The sequence below is a fragment of the Streptomyces sp. NBC_00236 genome (assembly GCF_036195045.1).
In the GTDB taxonomy this organism is placed as follows: Bacteria; Actinomycetota; Actinomycetes; order Streptomycetales; family Streptomycetaceae; genus Streptomyces.
Genome location: NZ_CP108100.1, coordinates 6,272,497 through 6,290,559 on the forward strand (window position 1 = coordinate 6,272,497; position 18,063 = coordinate 6,290,559).

Below are 18,063 nucleotides of genomic sequence, written 5' to 3' on the forward strand. Positions count from 1 at the left end.
GCCCCGGCCGGAACCGATCAGGCGGTCAGCGGCAGTGCGGCCAGCTCGGCGATCGCCCAGGTCAGCGGGGCGAACACGAGAAGGAGGGCGGCCGCGCGCAGCGCCGTCGCCGCGCGCAGCGCCGAGGCCGGGGCGCCGAGCCGCAGCAGCGCCCGGGCCGTCTCGGCGCGGGCCTGCTTCGCCTCCAGCGCGGAGGTCAGCAGCGTCGCGGTGGTGCAGCCGATGACGAGTACGGCGCCGAGTGCGGTGAGCGGGCCGAAGGGGCGCGGCCCCGTCCCGTACAGCGCGAACGCGGCGACGACCGCGGAGAGGACCGCGCAGACGACTCCCAGCGGCCGGCCGATCCGGCGCGCCTCGTTCATCAGGACGCGGCCCGCCAGCAGGCGTACGGCTCCCGGACGCACCGCCTGGAGCAGCCGTCCGCACAGGTAGGTCAGTCCCGGGCCCGCCGTGGCGAGACCGATCGCGGTCAGGGTCCATCCCACCAGGACCCAGGCGGGTGCGGAGTCGAGCTTGCCGGGGAGCGGGAAGGGGCTGCCGGTCGAACCGCGGTTCGCGTACGCCTCGACGGCGAGTCCGGCGGCGGTCAGGGCGACACCCCAGGGCAGCCCTGCGGGCGGCGCCGCCGGCGCCGGGATCTGCTCCTCGGGCAGCAGGTCGTCGGCGTCCTCCGGCGCGCCCGTGGCCCGCGGTGGGGCGGTGCGCAGCGCCATCGCGCTCGCCGTCGCGGCGGCTGCGGGCACCAGCGTCAGCAGGACGAGGGCGGCGGCCAGGGGCAGCGGTGCCTCGGCGCCCAGGAGGCCGGCCGCGGCGCCGTCGAACGGCAGCCCGGACAGGTCGCCGCGCAGGTGGAGGAAGAAGAGCAGCGCCACCATCGAGCCGAGGGTGCACGAGACGGCGGTGGAGACCGCGGCGAGCACGCTGAGCCGCACCGGCCCGAGGCCGACGGCGGACAGTCCGGCGCGCGGGCGGGTGCTGGGGTCGGTACGCGCCACCGCGACCGCGAACTGCACGGTGGCGGCCAGCGGTACGAAGCACCACAGCAGCCGCAGTACGGAACCGGCGGAGTGCGCCGGATGCCCGGAGGCGTAGCCGAGGGTGCACAGCAGGAGGAAGCCGACCCCTGCGGAGGCGGCCGCGACGAGCAGGCGCCGCATCAGGACCAGTGGGTGGGAACCGCGGGCTAGACGGAGAGCGAGCACGCCGCGCGGCCCTCCGTATCGGTCACGGCGGGCAGGGCGGCCGTGGCGACCCGGCGTCCGTCCAGCAGCGGCACCACACGGTCGGCGAGCGCGGCGATCTCCGCGTCGTGCGTGGCGAGCACCACCGTGATGCCGTGCGAGCGGGCCGCGCTGGTGAGGGTGCGCAGGACGTGGGCACGGTCGGTGCGGTGCAGCGTGGCGGTCGGCTCGTCGGCGAAGATCACCGAGGGTGCGGCGGCCAGTGCGCGGGCCACCGAGATCCGCTGCCGCTGGCTCTGCTGGAGGGTGTGCGGCCGCTTCCGCGCGCACATGCCGATGTCGAGACGTTCCAGCCACTCCATGGCGGCCTTCTTGGCCTCCCGGTGCCCGGTGCCGCGCAGCATCAGCGGCAGGGCGGTGTTCTCCCAGGTGTTCAGTTCCGGGACGAGCTGGGGTTCGGGGGCGATCCAGCCGAACTTGTCGCGGCGCAGCCGTTCGCGCAGCCGGGGGCCCATGGTGTGGACGGGGACGCTGTTGAACCACACCTCGCCCTGCTGGGGCACGAGCTGGCCGGAGAGGCAGTGCAGCAGGGTCGTCTTGCCGCTGCCGCGCGGGCCGGTCACCGCGAGGATCTCACCGTCGCGGATACCCAGGGAGACCCCGCCGAGCGCGGGTGAGCCGTTGTGGGAGTGCTGCAGGGAACGCGCCCAGATCACGTCGTTGTCCGGCGGGGCCACCATGGCGTACACCTCGGTTCAGATCAGATATCCCGTTCCCCCGTACGGGGGAACGAAGGCGGGGCCGATCGGTCACTCGGCACCGTAAGGATTCGGACCGCGGTGTGCGCACAGCACGCGGCCCGGGTGCGCTTCTTCCCACTCGAATGGGCGCATCCGGGCCGCGTGGGCCGTATGAAATGACCGCTGGAGGGCCGTCGGGGGACGGTCAAGCGGTGGTCAAGCCGGTGTCGGCCGTTGGGCCGTCCGGGCTATCGGTCAGAGCTTCGTCCAGGCCTCCGTCAGGACGGACCGCAGGATGCCCTCGATCTCGTCGAACGTGGACTGGTCGGAGATCAGCGGCGGGGCGAGCTGGACGACCGGGTCGCCGCGGTCGTCGGCCCGGCAGTACAGGCCGTTCTCGTACAGCGCCTTGGAGAGGAAGCCGTACAGGACGCGCTCGGTCTCCTCGTCGGTGAAGGTCTCCTTGGTGACCTTGTCCTTCACCAGTTCGATGCCGTAGAAGAAGCCGTTGCCGCGGACGTCGCCGACGATCGGCAGGTCGTGCAGCTTCTGGAGCGTCGTGAAGAAGGCGTTCTCGTTGTCGAGGACGTGCTGGTTGAGGCCCTCGCGCTCGAAGATGTCGAGGTTGGCGAGGCCGACCGCCGCGGACACCGGGTGGCCGCCGAAGGTGTAGCCGTGCAGGAAGGTGTTGTCGCCCTCGTAGAACGGCTCGGCGAGCTTGTCCGAGATGATGCAGGCACCGATCGGGGAGTAGCCCGAGGTCATGCCCTTGGCACAGGTGATCATGTCCGGCACGTAGCCGAACTTGTCGCAGGCGAACATCGTGCCGAGGCGGCCGAAGGCGCAGATGACCTCGTCGGAGACGAGCAGCACGTCGTACTTGTCGCAGATCTCGCGCACGCGCTGGAAGTAGCCGGGCGGGGGCGGGAAGCAGCCGCCCGCGTTCTGCACGGGCTCCAGGAAGACGGCCGCGACGGTGTCCGCGCCCTCGAAGAGGATCTCCTGCTCGATCTGGTCGGCGGCCCAGCGGCCGAAGGCCTCCGGGTCGTCGCCGAAGAGAGGGGCGCGGTAGATGTTGGTGTTCGGCACCTTGTGCGCGCCGGGGACCAGCGGCTCGAAGGGGGCCTTGAGGGCCGGCAGGCCGGTGATGGACAGGGCGCCCTGCGGGGTGCCGTGATAGGCGACCGCACGCGAGATGACCTTGTACTTGGTCGGCTTGCCCTTGAGCTTGAAGTACTGCTTGGCCAGCTTCCAGGCGGTCTCGACGGCCTCGCCGCCACCGGTGGTGAAGAAGACCTTGTTGAGGTCGCCCGGGGCGTAGTCCGCGAGGCGCTCGGCCAGCTCGACGGCCTTCGGGTGGGCGTAGGACCACACCGGGAAGAAGGCCAGCTCCTGCGCCTGCTTGTACGCGGCCTCGGCGAGCTCGTGACGGCCGTGGCCGGCGTTGACGACGAACAGGCCCGACAGGCCGTCGAGGTAGCGCTTGCCCTGGTCGTCGTAGATGTAGGTGCCCTCGCCACGCACGATGGTGGGAACGGGCGCGTTCTCGTAGTCCGACATGCGGGTGAAGTGCATCCACAGGTGGTCGTACGCGGTCCGGCTGAGGTCCTTGCTCACGGCTATCGGGTTCCCCACATATAGGTCTGCTTCTTGAGCTTGAGGTAGACGAAGCTCTCGGTGGAGCGCACACCGGGAATGGCCCGGATGCGTTTGTTGATCGTCTCCAGCAGGTGGTCGTCGTCCTCGCAGACGATCTCCACCATCAGGTCGAAGGAGCCCGCGGTCATCACCACGTACTCGCATTCGGTCATGGCCGACAGGGCCTCCGCGACGGGGTCGAGGTCACCCTCGACGTTGATCCCCACCATCGCCTGCCGCCGGAACCCCACGGTGAGCGGGTCGGTGACGGCGACGATCTGCATCACGCCCTGGTCGAGCAGCTTCTGGACGCGCTGCCGCACGGCCGCCTCGGAGAGGCCGACGGCCTTGCCGATCGCGGCGTACGGACGGCGTCCGTCCTCCTGGAGCTGCTCGATGATTGCGAGGGACACGGCATCGACCGCTGGGGACGATCCGTTCCCGGTCCTGGAGTCTGCGCTGCGACTGGCCACGGGGCCACTCTGCACCGGGACTCGTCTGTCTCGCAACCCTCAATCGATGAAATTCGTTGTGGAGGGGCTCGGATCACACTGAATCCGAAGTTCGCGGCGGTTGGGTATGTCGAAACCGTTACCCATGCGACTAGGCTGGGTGTCTCACCCATTGGACGTGTCGACAGGAGGGGTGGTTGTGACCACCGAGGTGCGCCGTCTGCGCAACTACATCAACGGCGAGTTCCGGGACGCTGCCGACGGGCGGACCATCGATGTGGTCAACCCGGTGACGGAGGAGGTCTACGCGACCTCCCCGCTGTCCGGCGAGGCCGACGTCGATGCCGCGATGGACGCCGCCGCTGCCGCCTTCCCCGCGTGGCGCGACGCCACGCCCGCCGAGCGCCAGCGCGCCCTGCTGAAGATCGCGGACGCCTTCGAGGAGCGTGCCGAGGACCTCATCGCGGCCGAGTCCGAGAACACCGGCAAGCCGATCGGGCTGACCCGCACCGAAGAGCTCCCGCCGATGGTGGACCAGATCCGCTTCTTCGCGGGCGCGGCCCGGCTGCTGGAGGGCCGCTCGGCCGGTGAGTACATGGAGGGTCTGACCTCCATCGTCCGCCGCGAGCCGGTCGGTGTCTGCGCGCAGGTCGCGCCGTGGAACTACCCGATGATGATGGCCGTGTGGAAGTTCGCCCCGGCGCTCGCCGCGGGCAACACCGTGGTCATCAAGCCGTCCGACACCACCCCGGCGTCCACCGTGCTGATCGCCGAGATCATCGGGCAGATCCTGCCGAAGGGCGTCTTCAACGTCATCTGCGGCGACCGCGACACCGGCCGTGCGATGGTCGAGCACCGGACCCCGGCCATGGCCTCCATCACCGGTTCGGTCCGGGCCGGCATGCAGGTCGCCGAGTCCGCCGCCAAGGACGTCAAGCGGGTCCACCTGGAGCTCGGCGGCAAGGCCCCCGTCGTCGTCTTCGAGGACACCGACCTCGCCAAGGCCGTGGAGGACATCTCGGTCGCGGGCTACTTCAACGCCGGGCAGGACTGCACGGCGGCGACCCGCGTGCTCGTCCACGAGTCGATCCACGACGAGTTCGTCACCGCGCTGGCCAAGGCCGCCGCCGACACGAAGACCGGGCAGCCGGACGACGAGGACGTGCTCTACGGACCGCTCAACAACGCCAACCAGCTCGCCCAGGTCAGCGGCTTCATCGAGCGGCTCCCCGCCCACGCCAAGGTCGAGGCAGGCGGTCACCGGGTCGGCGAGAAGGGCTACTTCTACGCGCCCACCGTCGTTTCCGGGCTCAAGCAGGACGACGAGATCATCCAGAACGAGGTCTTCGGCCCGGTCATCACCGTCCAGTCCTTCACGGACGAGGCCCAGGCCCTGGAGTGGGCGAACGGCGTCGACTACGCGCTGGCCTCCTCGGTGTGGACGAAGGACCACGGCCGCGCCATGCGGATGTCCAAGAACCTCGACTTCGGCTGCGTGTGGATCAACACCCACATCCCGCTCGTCGCCGAGATGCCGCACGGCGGGTTCAAGAAGTCCGGCTACGGCAAGGACCTCTCCGCCTACGGCTTCGAGGACTACACCCGCATCAAGCACGTCATGACCTCGCTCGACGGCTGACCTTCACGGCATCCGTCACGGACACGGCCCCGGGCGCACAGTGCGAGCGCCCGGGGCCGTGTCCGTACCCCGCACCCGCCGCGCCTGACCCCTCGACAGGCTGTGCGCGGCGGGCGGGCAGCGCTGGACGGTTGGTCCATTGCCCGCCGCTCCGGCCGACCGGCATCCTGCGCAGGTGCGAGCGATTCCGAACCACCCCATGTCCCGCCGGTCCCTGCTCCGCGCCTTCGGGGCGGGAGCGGCCGGCGCCACGCTGGCCGGCTGCGGAGTCCCCGCCGCCTTCGTGGAGCCGGGTGACCGTGCCGGACGCGACTACTCCGCCGGCGATCACACCCTGCACTTCGCCAACTGGCCCCTCTACATCGACACGGACGACGAGGACGAGTCGAAGCGGCCCACCCTCGACGCCTTCAGCGAGCGGACCGGGATCTCCGTCACGTACACCGAGGAGATCAACGACAACGACGAGTTCTTCGGCAAGATCAGCCCGGCCCTCATGAACCACCAGCAGGCCGGCCGCGACCTGATCGTCATCAGTGACTGGATGGCGGCGCGGTTCGTCCGGCTCGGCTGGGTCCAGGAGATGGACCGGGCCAAGCAGCCCAACGTGACGAAGTACCTCGACCCCCAGCTGCGTTCGCCCGCCTTCGACAAGGGCCGGACGCAGAGCGTGCCCTGGCAGTCCGGCATCACCGGTATCGCGTACAACCGCAAGAGGCTCGGCCGGGAGATCCGGCACACGAGCGAGCTGTGGGCGGACGACCTGCGCGGCAAGGTCACCCTGCTGTCCGGGCTCGACGAGTCCTTCGCCCTGCTGATGCAGGGCAACGGTGTCGACATCACCCGCTGGAAGCGCGACGACTTCTACGACATCTGCGACCAGGTGGAGAAGCTGGTCAGGACCAGGCACATCCGCCGCTTCACCGGCAACGACTACATCAAGGACCTCTCCACCGGAGACGTGCTCGCCTGCCAGGCCTACTCGGGTGACGTCATCCAGCTCCAGGCGGACAACCCCGACATCGAGTTCGTGGTGCCCGAGGAGGGGGCCGAACTGTGGGCGGAGTCGCTCATGATCCCCAACCTCGCCCGCCACAAGCGCAATGCGGAGAAGCTGATCGACTACTACTACGAGCCCGAGGTCGCCGCCGAACTCGCCACCTGGGTCAACTACGTCTGCCCGGTGCCGGCCGCACGTGAGGTGCTCGCCTCCTCCAAGGACGAGGAGACCGCCGCGCTGGCGGAGGACCCGCTGATCTTCCCCGACGACGACATGCGCAAGCGGCTGGCCATCGCCCGTGACATCACGTCCGGGGAACGCACGGAATTCGCCAAGAAGTGGAACGCCGTCGTCGGTCTGTGATGACGTCCAGGGGCGGCGTAAAGGGCCGGTAAACACGGGCGTACGCTGCGGACATGAGCGAGCGAAGCGCCCTGCGAAGGCGTATACGCGTGTGGTTGGCCGTCTTCATCGTGTGTCTGGTTCTGAGCGGGCTGACCGCCTTCCCGCTCGTTCACGAACTGCGCTGGGCCGAGGACCTGCTGAGCTCCTCGGCCTCGCCCGTGCCCGAGCACTTCCCGGCCCTGATGGAATGGATCAGCCGTGTCCGCACCGGCATCGACACGGCCGATGCCGAGTACCCGTTCGTGCTCTACGGCACCGACTGGCTGGCCTTCGCGCATCTCGTGATCGCGGTCGCCTTCTACGGTCCGTACCGCGATCCGGTCCGCAACATCTGGGTCATCGAGTTCGGCATGATCGCCTGTGCCGGGATCATCCCGCTCGCCCTGATCTGCGGACCGATCCGCGACATCCCCTTCTGGTGGTCGGTCATCGACATGTCCTTCGGGGTCTTCGGGGTGATCCCGCTGCTGATCGTGCACCGCAAGATCAAGCGGCTGGAGGCGATGGGGAGGACACCGGAGCCGGCGCCTGCCGCGGCGCCCGCCCCGGCGGCCTGAGTCACCTGCCCGTCGGGGCGCCGGAGGCGGCCACCAGGATGTCCGGCGCCGTGGGAAGCGCGATGAGGTGGCCGACCGTTCCGGGACCGGCCCGCCCTGCTCGCGCGGTGATGTCGCGTAGGCGCGTCGGGCGGCGCCGTCAGGGCTTCCGCGCCACCGCGCCGAACTGGGCGACCTCCGGTCCGGCCGGGCCGGGACCGGGGCGCCAGCGCGCGCACGAGACGATGCCCGGATCGAGGATGTCCAGCCCGTCCAGGAACGCGGCGAACTCGAAACGGCCGCGGGCGGTGATCGGGGGAGTGGCGTTCTCGTTCCAGAACCGCATCGCCGCCTCGTTGCCCTCGCCGCCCAGCTCCAGGGTGGGGTGGGTGAGGACCAGGTAACTGCCGGAGGGCACCGCGGCCATCAACTGCCGGACGATCCGCAGCGCCTCGTCCGTGTCGAGGACGAAGTTCAGGATGCCCAGCAGCATGACCGCGACCGGGCGCTCCAGATCGAGGGTGGGCTCCGCGGCCCGCAGGATCCGGTCCGGGTGACGGGCGTCCGCGTCGATGTACTCGGTCGCGCCCTCCGGCGAACTGGTCAGCAGTGAGCGGGCGTGCGCCAGGACGATCGGGTCGTGGTCGACATAGACGACGCGGGCGTCGGGCGCGGTGTGCTGGGCCACCTCATGGGTGTTGTCCGCCGTCGGCAGGCCGGTGCCTATGTCCAGGAACTGGCCGATGCCCGCGTCGCCGGCCAGATGCCGCACCACCCGGCCGAGGAACGCCCGGTCGGCCCGGGCCACTTCGCCGATGCTCGGATACATGCCGGTGACCTGGTCACCGACCGTACGGTCCACCGGGAAGTGATCCTTGCCGCCGAGCCAGTAGTTCCACACGCGGGCGTTGTGGGCGACGTCGGAACGGACGGGGGCGGGGAGGGAATTGCTGCGGGGGGCGGTCACGTCTGGCTCCTTGGCGCCGGGCCTGGCATCAGGACGATGAGGTCCCGTCCATGATGCCGGACCGGTCAAGATCCCTGAGGCGTGCTGGAGTTGAGGATCACCTTGTGCAGGACGTCGATGCGGTTGGTGGTGATGGAGTCCACGCCCTGCCGGATCAGCCGGCGCATCGTGCGGCCGGTGTCCGCCGTCCACGCCGACACCAGCAGCCCGTCACGGTGGTTGCGGTCCGTCAGTTCCCGGCTCACCAGGCCGAACCGGTAGTTCAGCCAGCGGGGCCGTACGGCTTCCAGCAGCGCCGCCCGGGGCGGGGCCAGTGTCGTCCAGGTCATCGCGATCTCGGCGGACGGGTCGGCGGTCCGTACCCGCAGCATCGCCTCGGGCCCCGCGCAGTAGTAGGCGCGCTCACCGGCCCCGCACTCACGGACCACGCCGACGGTCCTGCGGACGGAATCGGCCGTGGACCCGGGCAGATCGAGCATGAGGCGGTGCGCCCCGGCGACGAGCAACGCCTCGCGCAGGGTGGGCACCGCGCCCTCCGTCCGCTCGGTCAGCTCCTGGTGCGTGAGCCGGTCCAGCCGCACGTCATGACCCCACAGCCGCTCCAGCGTGGCGTCGTGCAGCAGGACCGGTACGCCGTCGCGGGTGATCCGGACGTCGATCTCGACCGCGTCCGCCCCCCGTTCGAGGGCGGAGCGGATCGAGAGGAGGGTGTTCTCGCGGACGCGGTAGGGATCTCCGCGGTGCGCGACGGCGGTGACAGGGGCGACAGGGGTGACAGGGGTGACAGTGGCCATGGGGCCATTGTCACCACCGAGGGGTCACCGCCCGGTGTGCTCCAGCCAGTCCGTCGTGTACGTGTCGATCTCGGCGGCCAGCGTGCGCTTGCCGGCCGCGTCGAGGAAGGACGCCTCGACGGCGTTCTTCGCGAGCGCCGCGAGACCCCGCTCGTCGAGGTCCAGGAGGCGGGCCGCCACCCCGTACTCACTGTTGAGGTCGGTACCGAACATCGGCGGGTCGTCGCTGTTGATGGTGACCAGGACACCGGCCTCCACCATCTCCTTCACCGGGTGCTGCTCGATGTCCGTGACCGCCCTGGTCGCGAAGTTGGAGGTGGGGCACACCTCCAGTGCGATGCGGTGCTCGGCGAGATGGGCCAGCAGCTTCGGGTCGCGGACCGAACTGGTGCCGTGGCCGATGCGCTCGGCCCGCAGCGAGGTCAGCGCGTCCCAGATCGTCTGCGGTCCCGTGGTCTCCCCGGCGTGCGGCACGGAGTGCAGGCCCTCGGCGATCGCCCGGTCGAAGTAGGGCTTGAACTGCGGGCGGTCCACGCCGATCTCCGGGCCGCCGAGGCCGAAGGAGACGAGCCCCTCCGGCCGCAGGTCCACGGCGAGTCGGGTGGTCTCCTCGGCGGCCTCCAGGCCTGCCTCGCCCGGAATGTCGAAGCACCAGCGCAGGACGACTCCGAGCTCGGACTCGGCGGCCTTGCGCGCGTCCTCGATGGCCTCCATGAAGGCCTGCTCGGGGATGCCGCGGCGGGTGGAGGAGAAGGGGGTGACGGTCAGTTCCGCGTATCGGATGTTCTGCCGCGCCATGTCCCGGGCGACCTCGAACGTCAGCAGCCGGACGTCCTCCGGGGTGCGGATCAGGTCCACGACCGAGAGGTACACCTCGATGAAGTGGCCGAAGTCGGTGAAGGAGAAGTAGTCGGCCAGCGCCTCCGGGGCGGTGGGGACCTTGGAGTCGGGGTGGTGCGCGGCCAGTTCGGCGACGATGCGGGGCGAGGCCGAGCCGACATGGTGCACATGGAGCTCGGCCTTGGGCAGCCCCGCGATGAAGGGGTGCAGATCGGTCATCGGATCCTCCGGGGGCAGTGGTGGTGCGGGCCCGGTACGTCGGGGAACCGGGCAGGGGACGGGAGTCATCGTAGGACGGGGTGGCCCGTAGCATGACGGCATTACGATGGGGGAGGCCCATGTCAGACAGCTCAGAACGGCCCGCGGACGGGTCCGCGCCGCGCGATCCGTGGGCTCCGCCGGACGCCAAGGTGCCGTTGGACAAGAACACCGGCGACACCCGTCCGCAGACGGACGCGGGCACCGGGAATCCGGGCCCGCCGCCCGTGCACGATCAGCAGACGGTCACGTCGATGCCGAACTCCGGGACGGGCCCGATACCCACGGCCGGTTTCGGCCCGCCCGGCCAGGGACAGCCGGCCGGCCCCTGGCAGGACCCGGGGACGGTGCCGCCACCGCCGGTCGGACCGAACGGTCCCGGTCAGGCGGCCCCGCCGCCCGCGGGACAGTACGGCTACCCGGCTCCGCCGCAGTACGGCTACCCGGTCCCACCGGCCCCGCAGTACGGCGGCTACCCGGGCTACGGCGGCCAGCCGGCGTGGGGTGCCGGGCCCTCCAACGGCATGGGCACGGCGTCGATGGTGCTGGGAATCCTCGCTGTCTGCCTGTTCTGCATCTACGGCATCCCCAGTCTCGTCCTGGGCACGCTCGCGCTGATCTTCGGCATCATCGGCCGCAAGCGGGCCGCGCGCGGGGAGGCGGACAACGCCGGCCAGGCGCTGGCCGGGCTCATCCTGGGGTCCATCGGCATCGCCATCGGCGTCATCATCATCGGTGGCCTCATCTGGCTCTTCGCGACGCACGCGGACGAGTTCGACGACGACACCACGTACAGCGACGACAACACCTACGGGACCTCCCTCGTCATCGAGGATGCGCGGTGACGTTCCCGGTCGTCACGGGCGCGCGATGACGTCCTTCGTCGTCGAGGGCGTGTAACGGCATTTCCGGCCCTGGGCAGTGCACGGTGAGCGGCCAGGAACCCGGTCCTGGGCAGTGCACGGTGAGCGGCCAGGAACCCGGTCCTGGGCAGTGCACGGTGAGCGGCCAGAAAACGGGGCCCGCGGGGGGTGTGGAGCACGTGCCCCCCGCGGGCCCCTTTCATATGCCGTCCGTGCCGTCCGCACCGTCCCGCAGCGCGGCCCGTGCCTCCATCAGCGCGAACCCCAGCAGATTCAGGCCCCGCCACGTCGCCGGGTCCTCCGCGCGCGGGTCGTCCGCCGCGAGACCGATGCCCCAGATCCGGTCCATCGGGCTCGCCTCGACCAGTACCCGGTCGCCCGTGCCCAGCAGGAATCCGCCCAGCTCCGCGTGCTGGCCGAACTTGTGGACGCTGCCCGCGACCACCAGCCCGAACCGCTCGCGCTCCCAGACGTCCCCGTCGAAGTCGCGGACCAGCCGGCCCGCCTTCTTCGCCTCCGCCGGGGTCCTGGCCGCCAGCGCCCGCTCCGCGGCCTCCGCGTCACCGAACAGCCTCGCCTTGCCGGCCATCATCCAGTGCTCGGCCGACGCGTACGTCACCCCGTCGACCGTGAACGGCGAGGGCCACCACTGACTGAGGCAACTCGCACCGATCCGGCCGTCCGGGCGCGGCCGGTGCCCCCAGAACAGCAGGTACTTCACTCTGTCGCCCTCGGCCGCACGTGACACGAGCCCGCCGACATCCCGGACATCCCCGATGTGGTCCATGACAGGCGAGTCTGGCATCCGCCACTGACACTCCGTACGCGGAAGTCCGTACCGACGCGACACATGGTCGACAGATTCCGTCGCGTAACCAAAAGGCAACAACGGAATCACTTGTTGGGCTCGGTCTCCTCTGTCAGGATCGGCACTCAAATCGAGCAGAAGCTACGCCGCCCCCGGTCTGCGGGGCAGCGGCGGAGGAGAGCGTGATGGGCAACAGCTTCCAGGTGCAGGACCGTTTTGCGGACGGCGCTCAGTACATCGGCGGAAGGCTGCGGGCCGGCACATCAGGACGGAGCCACGAGGTGGTGAATCCGGCCACCGGCGACACCGTCTACACCTACGAGCTGGCCGGAACCGCCGACGTGGACGCGGCCGTCACCGCGGCGCGCGAGGCGTTCCCCGGCTGGTCCGGAGCCACCCCGGCCGAGCGCTCCGAGGCGATGCACCGCTTCGCCGCCGTACTCGCCGAGCAGGCGGACGACTTCGCGTACGCGGAGTCCCTCCAGTGCGGCAAGCCGGTCAAGCTCTCCACCGAGTTCGACGTTCCCGGGACGGTCGACAACACCTCCTTCTTCGCGGGCGCCGCCCGTCACCTGGAGGGGAAGTCGGCCGCCGAGTACGACGGAGACCACACCTCGTACGTACGGCGTGAGGCGATCGGTGTCATCGGCTCCATCGCCCCCTGGAACTACCCGCTCCAGATGGCCGCCTGGAAGGTCCTCCCGGCCATCGCCGCCGGTAACACCATCGTGCTCAAGCCTGCCGAGATCACCCCGTTGACCTCGCTGATGTTCGCGCAGGCGGCCACCGAGGCGGGCATCCCGGACGGCGTGATCAACATCGTCACCGGCGCCGGAAAGGACGCGGGGGAGCACCTCGTCGGCCACCCCGACGTCGTGATGACCTCCTTCACCGGCTCCACCGCCGTCGGCAAGCGCGTCGCGGAGATCGCCACCTCCACCGTCAAGCGCCTCCACCTCGAACTCGGCGGCAAGGCCCCCTTTGTGGTCTTCGACGACGCCGACCTGGAGGCCGCGGTCAACGGGGCCGTCGCCGGCTCCCTCATCAACACCGGTCAGGACTGCACGGCGGCCACCCGCGCCTACGTCCAGCGCCCGCTCTACGACGCCTTCGTCCAGGGCGTCGCCGCGCTGATGGAGACGGTCCGCCTCGGTGACCCGTTCGACCCGAAGACCGACCTCGGCCCGCTGATCAGCCACGCCCAGCGCGACCGGGTCGCCGGCTTCGTCGAGCGTGCCCGTGCCTACGCCACCGTCGTCACCGGCGGCGAGGCCCCCGGCGGTGCACTGGCGGACGGCGCCTACTACCGGCCGACCCTGGTCGCCGGGGCTGCCCAGGAGAGCGAGATCGTCCAGGCAGAGATCTTCGGCCCGGTCCTGGTCGTGCTGCCCTTCGACACCGACGACGAGGGCATCGCCCTCGCCAACGACACCCCGTACGGACTCGCGGCCTCCGCCTGGACCCGCGACCTGTACCGGGCCAATCGCGCCACCCGCGAGATCAAGGCGGGCTGCGTGTGGATCAACGACCACATCCCGATCATCAGCGAGATGCCGCACGGCGGCTACAAGGCCAGCGGCTTCGGCAAGGACATGTCGTCGTACTCCTTCGAGGAGTACACGCAGGTCAAGCACGTCATGTACGACAACACCGCGGTCGCCCGGAAGGACTGGCACCGCACGATCTTCGGGGACCGATAACCCGGCCGGTCCGGCCGCATACCCACCCGAAAGGGCAACGCGTATGGAGCAGTACGAGCCCGAGCGACTCTCGGCAGCCCAGCTGGCCGCGATGCGCCGGAGTCTGACCAACGGCAGGGGAGCCCTCACCCGCCGATCGCTGCTGCGCGCCTCAGGCATGGGCGCCCTCGCGATCGGCGGTCTGGGGACGCTGAGCGCCTGCGGCATCCCGCCCGCCAAACGCGAGGGCGACGCGGCTGCGGCCTCGGACGACCACTCGGCCAAGGAGAAGCAGGTCAACTTCTCCAACTGGACCGAGTACATGGACGTCAGCGAGGACGAGAAACACCGGCCCACCCTGGACGCGTTCACCGAACGCACCGGGATCAAGGTGAAGTACACCGAGGACATCAACGACAACGTCGAGTTCTTCGGGAAGATCAAACCGCAGCTCGCGGCCGGCCAGGACACCGGCCGTGACCTGATCATCGTCACCGACTGGCTGGCCGCCCGCATCATCCGGCTCGGCTGGGCCCAGAAGCTCGACCCGGCGAACCTGCCGCACGCGTTCGCCAACCTCTCATCGCAGTTCCGCACCCCCGACTGGGACCCGGGCCGCTCCTACTCCTACCCCTGGACCGGCATCCCGACCGTCATCGCGTACAACTCCAAGGCGACCGGCGGCCGCAAGGTCGACTCCGTGACGCAGCTGCTCGACGACCCCACCCTCAAGGGCCGGGTCGCGTTCCTCTCCGAGATGCGCGACTCCGTCGGGATGACCCTGCTCGACATGGGCAAGGACCCGGGCAAGTTCACCGACGCCGACTACGACGCCGCGATAGGCCGGATGCAGAAGGGCGTCGACAAGAACCAGATACGCCGCTTCACGGGCAACGACTACACCGCCGACCTCGACAAGGGCGACATCGCCGCCTGTGTCGCCTGGGCCGGTGACATCATCCAGCTTCAGGCCGGTAACCCGGACATCAAGTTCGCCATCCCGGCCGCCGGATACATCACCTCCAGCGACAACATGCTGGTCCCGGCGAAGGCCCGGCACAAGACCAACGCCGAGAAGCTCATGGACTACTACTACGAGCCCCCGGTCGCCGCCCAGCTCGCCGCGTACATCAACTACGTCTGCCCGGTCGACGGGGTCCGCGAGGAACTCGCCAGGATCGACAAGGCGATGGCCGCCAACACGCTGATCCTCCCGGACAAGGCGATGGCCGCCCGGTCGCACGCCTTCCGCTCCCTGACCGCCGAGGAAGAGACGGCGTACGAGGAGAAGTTCGCCAAGCTCATCGGCGCCTGACCGCCAACGCCACGCCCTTCCTCCCCTGATCTCCCTCTGACACCACTGGGACTGCGATCCATGACACAGCAGCAGACAGGCGGCGACGTCCGCCTCACCGGGATCAGCAAGACGTACGGCTCCTTCGCCGCCGTACAGCCGCTCGATCTGACCGTCCCGCAGGGCTCCTTCTTCGCGCTGCTCGGCGCGTCCGGCTGCGGCAAGACCACCACCCTGCGGATGATCGCGGGCCTGGAGGAGGCCACCACCGGAACCGTCACCCTCGGCGGCCGGGACATCACCGGCCTCCCCCCGTACAAGCGGCCCGTCAACACCGTCTTCCAGAGCTACGCGCTGTTCCCGCACCTCGACATCACGGAGAACGTCGCCTTCGGACTGCGCCGGCGCGGCATCAAGTCGGTCAAGAAGCAGGTCGACGACATGCTGGAGCTCGTCCAGCTCGGCGACTTCGCCCGGCGCAAGCCCCATCAGCTCTCCGGCGGCCAGCAGCAGCGCGTCGCCGTCGCCCGCGCCCTGATCAACCACCCGCAGGTGCTGCTCCTCGACGAACCGCTCGGAGCCCTCGACCTCAAGCTGCGCCGCCAGATGCAGCTCGAACTCAAGCGGATCCAGACCGAGGTCGGCATCACGTTCATCCACGTCACCCACGACCAGGAGGAGGCCATGACCATGGCCGACACCGTCGCGGTGATGAACGGGGGCCGGGTCGAGCAGCTCGGCGACCCGGCGGATCTGTACGAGAACCCGCGGACCACCTTCGTCGCCAACTTCCTCGGCACCTCGAACCTCATCGAGGGCGAGGTCGTCTCCACCGGCAAGGACATCGTCGTATCGGCCGGCGGCGGCAAGCTGCGGCTGCCCGCCGACCGCTGTCCGGCGCCGACCGCGAACGGCGGCAGGCTGCTCCTCGGCATCCGCCCCGAGAAGATATCCCTCGCGCACCGCGACGACGCGGACGCGATAGCGGAGGGCCGTAACCGGGTCACCGGCCGCATCGTCGACTCCAGCTTCATCGGGGTCTCCACGCAGTACGTGGTGGAGAGCCCGGCCGGAAAGTCGCTCCAGGTCTACGAGCAGAACATCGAGCGGCGCGCCCGACTCATTACGGGCGCCGAGGTCGTGCTGCACTGGAACCCGGCGCACACCTTCGGCCTCGATGCAGCCCAGGACATCGACGCCGGCGTGGAGACGGTGGAGGACGCGGCGTGAGCCTCACCAAGGAGGCGCCACCGGCCCCCGCCACCGAGCCGGTCCTGCGCAAGCCCTCCACCCGCAAGCGCCTCGTGCCGTACTGGCTGCTGCTCCCCGGCATCCTGTGGCTCGTCGTCTTCTTCGCGCTGCCGCTGGTGTACCAGGCCTCGACCTCCGTACAGACCGGATCCCTGGAGCAGGGGTACGAGGTCACCTGGCACTTCCAGACGTACTGGGACGCGCTGACCGACTACTACCCGCAGTTCATCCGGTCCCTGCTGTACGCGGGCACCGCCACGATCCTGTGTCTCCTGCTCGGCTACCCGCTCGCCTACCTCATCGCGTTCAAGGCCGGCCGCTGGCGCAACCTGGTGCTGGTGCTGGTCATCGCGCCGTTCTTCACCAGCTTCCTGATCCGTACGCTCGCCTGGAAGACGATCCTCGCGGACGGCGGCGCGGTCGTCGACGTACTGAACACGCTGCACGTCCTGGACGTCACCAGCTGGCTCGGCTGGACCGAGAACAACCGCGTCCTGGCCACACCCATGGCGGTCGTCTGCGGCCTCACGTACAACTTCCTGCCGTTCATGATCCTGCCGCTCTACACCTCGCTGGAGCGGATCGACGGCCGGCTGCACGAGGCCGCCGGGGACCTGTACGCCACGCCCGCCACCACCTTCCGCAAGGTGACGTTCCCGCTGTCCATGCCGGGTGTCGTCTCCGGGACGCTGCTGACCTTCATCCCGGCCAGCGGCGACTACGTCAACGCGGAACTGCTGGGATCCACCGACACCAAGATGGTCGGCAGCGTCATCCAGACCCAGTTCCTGCGCGTCCTCGACTATCCGACGGCGGCCGCGCTCTCCTTCATCCTCATGGCGGTCGTCCTGATCGCGGTCACCTTCTACATCCGCCGCTCCGGGACGGAGGACCTGGTCTGATGCCCGTACTGCGCTGGCTGCGACGCCATCTGATCGTCATCGCGGGTCTGCTGACCCTCGCCTACATGATCCTTCCGAACATCGTCGTGATGGTGTTCTCCTTCAACAAGCCCAACGGGCGCTTCAACTACTCCTGGCAGCGCTTCTCGACCGACGCCTGGAAGGATCCCTGCGGCGTCGCCGACATGTGCGGCTCGCTCTCGCTCTCCCTCCAGATCGCCGCCTACGCCACGGTCGGCGCGACCGTCCTCGGCACGATGATCGCGTTCGCCCTGGTCCGCTACCGCTTCCGGGCGCGCGGGGCGATCAACTCGCTGATCTTCCTGCCGATGGCGATGCCCGAGGTCGTCATGGCCGCGTCCCTGCTCACGCTGTTCCTCAACATGGGTGCGCAGCTGGGCTTCTGGACGATCCTGATCGCCCACATCATGTTCTGCCTCAGCTTCGTCGTGACGGCCGTCAAGGCGCGCGTCATGTCGATGGACCCGAGGCTGGAGGAGGCGGCCCGCGATCTGTACGCAGGGCCGGTACAGACCTTCGTGCGGGTGACCCTGCCGATCGCCGCCCCCGGAATCGCCGCGGGCGCGCTGCTGGCCTTCGCGCTCTCCTTCGACGATTTCATCATCACCAATTTCAACGCGGGTTCGACCGTCACCTTCCCCATGTTCGTCTGGGGCTCGGCACAGCGCGGCACACCCGTACAGATCAACGTCATCGGCACGGCGATGTTCGTCATTGCGGTACTGGTGGTCCTCGCCGGTCAGCTGATCGCGAACCGGCGCAAAAAAGCACGACCCTGAAAGTCCCGAAGGAGTT

The 18,063-nt window shown here is 69.6% G+C and carries 17 protein-coding genes; 9 read left to right on the forward strand and 8 right to left on the reverse strand.

Annotated elements, in window-relative coordinates:
- Positions 1–17 precede the first annotated feature (17 nt).
- The 4 genes from OG446_RS28185 to OG446_RS28200 all read right to left on the reverse strand — a co-directional run bounded on the left by OG446_RS28185 (position 18) and on the right by OG446_RS28200 (position 4,047).
- Positions 18–1,202, reverse strand: a complete 1,185-nt coding sequence (locus tag OG446_RS28185; RefSeq protein ID WP_328896633.1) for a hypothetical protein — start codon at positions 1,200–1,202, stop codon at positions 18–20.
- Positions 1,184–1,921, reverse strand: a complete 738-nt coding sequence (locus tag OG446_RS28190) for an ABC transporter ATP-binding protein (protein ID WP_328896634.1) — start codon at positions 1,919–1,921, stop codon at positions 1,184–1,186. The genes OG446_RS28185 and OG446_RS28190 overlap by 19 nt, the downstream gene beginning before the upstream one ends.
- A gap of 255 nt (positions 1,922–2,176) precedes the next feature.
- Positions 2,177–3,556 carry an aspartate aminotransferase family protein gene (locus tag OG446_RS28195; protein ID WP_328896635.1) on the reverse strand — a complete coding sequence of 460 codons (1,380 nt, stop codon included), beginning with the start codon at positions 3,554–3,556 and terminating at the stop codon, positions 2,177–2,179.
- The gene (locus OG446_RS28200) at positions 3,541–4,047 is read right to left on the reverse strand and encodes an Lrp/AsnC family transcriptional regulator (RefSeq protein WP_328896636.1); all 507 of its coding nucleotides are present in this window, start codon (positions 4,045–4,047) and stop codon (positions 3,541–3,543) included. The genes OG446_RS28195 and OG446_RS28200 overlap by 16 nt, the downstream gene beginning before the upstream one ends.
- Before the next feature lie 163 nt (positions 4,048–4,210).
- Between OG446_RS28200 and OG446_RS28205 the strand changes: the two genes are divergently transcribed.
- The 3 genes from OG446_RS28205 (at position 4,211) to OG446_RS28215 (ending at position 7,612) form a co-directional block, all read left to right on the forward strand.
- Entirely contained in the window at positions 4,211–5,650 is a 1,440-nt protein-coding gene (locus OG446_RS28205; protein WP_328896637.1) for a gamma-aminobutyraldehyde dehydrogenase, read from the forward strand.
- Between the two features lie 199 nt (positions 5,651–5,849).
- Complete coding sequence (locus OG446_RS28210; protein WP_328898439.1) at positions 5,850–7,013, forward strand: polyamine ABC transporter substrate-binding protein; 1,164 nt, start codon at positions 5,850–5,852, stop codon at positions 7,011–7,013.
- 53 nt (positions 7,014–7,066) lie between these two features.
- Positions 7,067–7,612, forward strand: a complete 546-nt coding sequence (locus OG446_RS28215) for a hypothetical protein (RefSeq protein ID WP_328896638.1) — start codon at positions 7,067–7,069, stop codon at positions 7,610–7,612.
- A 139-nt stretch (positions 7,613–7,751) separates the two neighbouring features.
- Here OG446_RS28215 and OG446_RS28220 read toward each other — a convergent pair whose 3' ends face one another.
- From OG446_RS28220 to OG446_RS28230, 3 genes are all read right to left on the reverse strand, one after another.
- Complete coding sequence (locus OG446_RS28220; protein ID WP_328896639.1) at positions 7,752–8,558, reverse strand: SAM-dependent methyltransferase; 807 nt, start codon at positions 8,556–8,558, stop codon at positions 7,752–7,754.
- 65 nt (positions 8,559–8,623) lie between these two features.
- The gene (locus OG446_RS28225) at positions 8,624–9,352 is read right to left on the reverse strand and encodes a glycerophosphodiester phosphodiesterase (RefSeq protein ID WP_328896640.1); all 729 of its coding nucleotides are present in this window, start codon (positions 9,350–9,352) and stop codon (positions 8,624–8,626) included.
- Between the two features lie 24 nt (positions 9,353–9,376).
- Positions 9,377–10,411, reverse strand: coding sequence for an adenosine deaminase (locus tag OG446_RS28230; protein WP_328896641.1), 1,035 nt, complete (start codon positions 10,409–10,411; stop codon positions 9,377–9,379).
- A 119-nt stretch (positions 10,412–10,530) separates the two neighbouring features.
- Here OG446_RS28230 and OG446_RS28235 point away from each other — a divergent pair, with 119 nt between their 5' ends.
- The gene (locus OG446_RS28235; RefSeq protein WP_328896642.1) at positions 10,531–11,295 is read left to right on the forward strand and encodes a DUF4190 domain-containing protein; all 765 of its coding nucleotides are present in this window, start codon (positions 10,531–10,533) and stop codon (positions 11,293–11,295) included.
- A gap of 217 nt (positions 11,296–11,512) precedes the next feature.
- Here OG446_RS28235 and OG446_RS28240 read toward each other — a convergent pair whose 3' ends face one another.
- Complete coding sequence (locus OG446_RS28240; protein ID WP_328896643.1) at positions 11,513–12,100, reverse strand: NADAR family protein; 588 nt, start codon at positions 12,098–12,100, stop codon at positions 11,513–11,515.
- A 206-nt stretch (positions 12,101–12,306) separates the two neighbouring features.
- Between OG446_RS28240 and OG446_RS28245 the strand changes: the two genes are divergently transcribed.
- From OG446_RS28245 to OG446_RS28265, 5 genes are read left to right on the forward strand one after another with little or no spacing between them, the layout of a single operon-like run.
- Entirely contained in the window at positions 12,307–13,821 is a 1,515-nt protein-coding gene (locus OG446_RS28245; protein WP_328896644.1) for a gamma-aminobutyraldehyde dehydrogenase, read from the forward strand.
- Positions 13,822–13,864: 43 nt separating this feature from the next.
- Positions 13,865–15,115, forward strand: a complete 1,251-nt coding sequence (locus tag OG446_RS28250) for a polyamine ABC transporter substrate-binding protein (RefSeq protein WP_328896645.1) — start codon at positions 13,865–13,867, stop codon at positions 15,113–15,115.
- 60 nt (positions 15,116–15,175) lie between these two features.
- Positions 15,176–16,324, forward strand: a complete 1,149-nt coding sequence (locus OG446_RS28255) for an ABC transporter ATP-binding protein (RefSeq protein WP_328896646.1) — start codon at positions 15,176–15,178, stop codon at positions 16,322–16,324.
- Complete coding sequence (locus tag OG446_RS28260) at positions 16,321–17,247, forward strand: ABC transporter permease (RefSeq protein WP_328896647.1); 927 nt, start codon at positions 16,321–16,323, stop codon at positions 17,245–17,247. Before OG446_RS28255 ends, OG446_RS28260 begins: the two co-directional genes overlap by 4 nt.
- The gene (locus tag OG446_RS28265) at positions 17,247–18,047 is read left to right on the forward strand and encodes an ABC transporter permease (RefSeq protein ID WP_328896648.1); all 801 of its coding nucleotides are present in this window, start codon (positions 17,247–17,249) and stop codon (positions 18,045–18,047) included. The genes OG446_RS28260 and OG446_RS28265 overlap by 1 nt, the downstream gene beginning before the upstream one ends.
- Positions 18,048–18,063 lie beyond the last annotated feature (16 nt).

Bases quoted from the DNA above. Each gene is read 5' to 3' on its own strand.
- OG446_RS28235 (WP_328896642.1), top strand. From the start codon at position 10,531: ATGTCAGACAGCTCAGAACGGCCCGCGGACGGGTCCGCGCCGCGCGAT.
- OG446_RS28215 (WP_328896638.1), top strand. From the start codon at position 7,067: ATGAGCGAGCGAAGCGCCCTGCGAAGGCGTATACGCGTGTGGTTGGCC.
- OG446_RS28210 (WP_328898439.1), top strand. From the start codon at position 5,850: ATGTCCCGCCGGTCCCTGCTCCGCGCCTTCGGGGCGGGAGCGGCCGGC.
- OG446_RS28250 (WP_328896645.1), top strand. From the start codon at position 13,865: ATGGAGCAGTACGAGCCCGAGCGACTCTCGGCAGCCCAGCTGGCCGCG.
- OG446_RS28225 (WP_328896640.1), bottom strand. From the start codon at position 9,352: ATGGCCACTGTCACCCCTGTCACCCCTGTCGCCCCTGTCACCGCCGTC.
- OG446_RS28255 (WP_328896646.1), top strand. From the start codon at position 15,176: ATGACACAGCAGCAGACAGGCGGCGACGTCCGCCTCACCGGGATCAGC.
- OG446_RS28245 (WP_328896644.1), top strand. From the start codon at position 12,307: ATGGGCAACAGCTTCCAGGTGCAGGACCGTTTTGCGGACGGCGCTCAG.
- OG446_RS28240 (WP_328896643.1), bottom strand. From the start codon at position 12,100: ATGGACCACATCGGGGATGTCCGGGATGTCGGCGGGCTCGTGTCACGT.
- OG446_RS28230 (WP_328896641.1), bottom strand. From the start codon at position 10,411: ATGACCGATCTGCACCCCTTCATCGCGGGGCTGCCCAAGGCCGAGCTC.
- OG446_RS28190 (WP_328896634.1), bottom strand. From the start codon at position 1,921: ATGGTGGCCCCGCCGGACAACGACGTGATCTGGGCGCGTTCCCTGCAG.
- OG446_RS28265 (WP_328896648.1), top strand. From the start codon at position 17,247: ATGCCCGTACTGCGCTGGCTGCGACGCCATCTGATCGTCATCGCGGGT.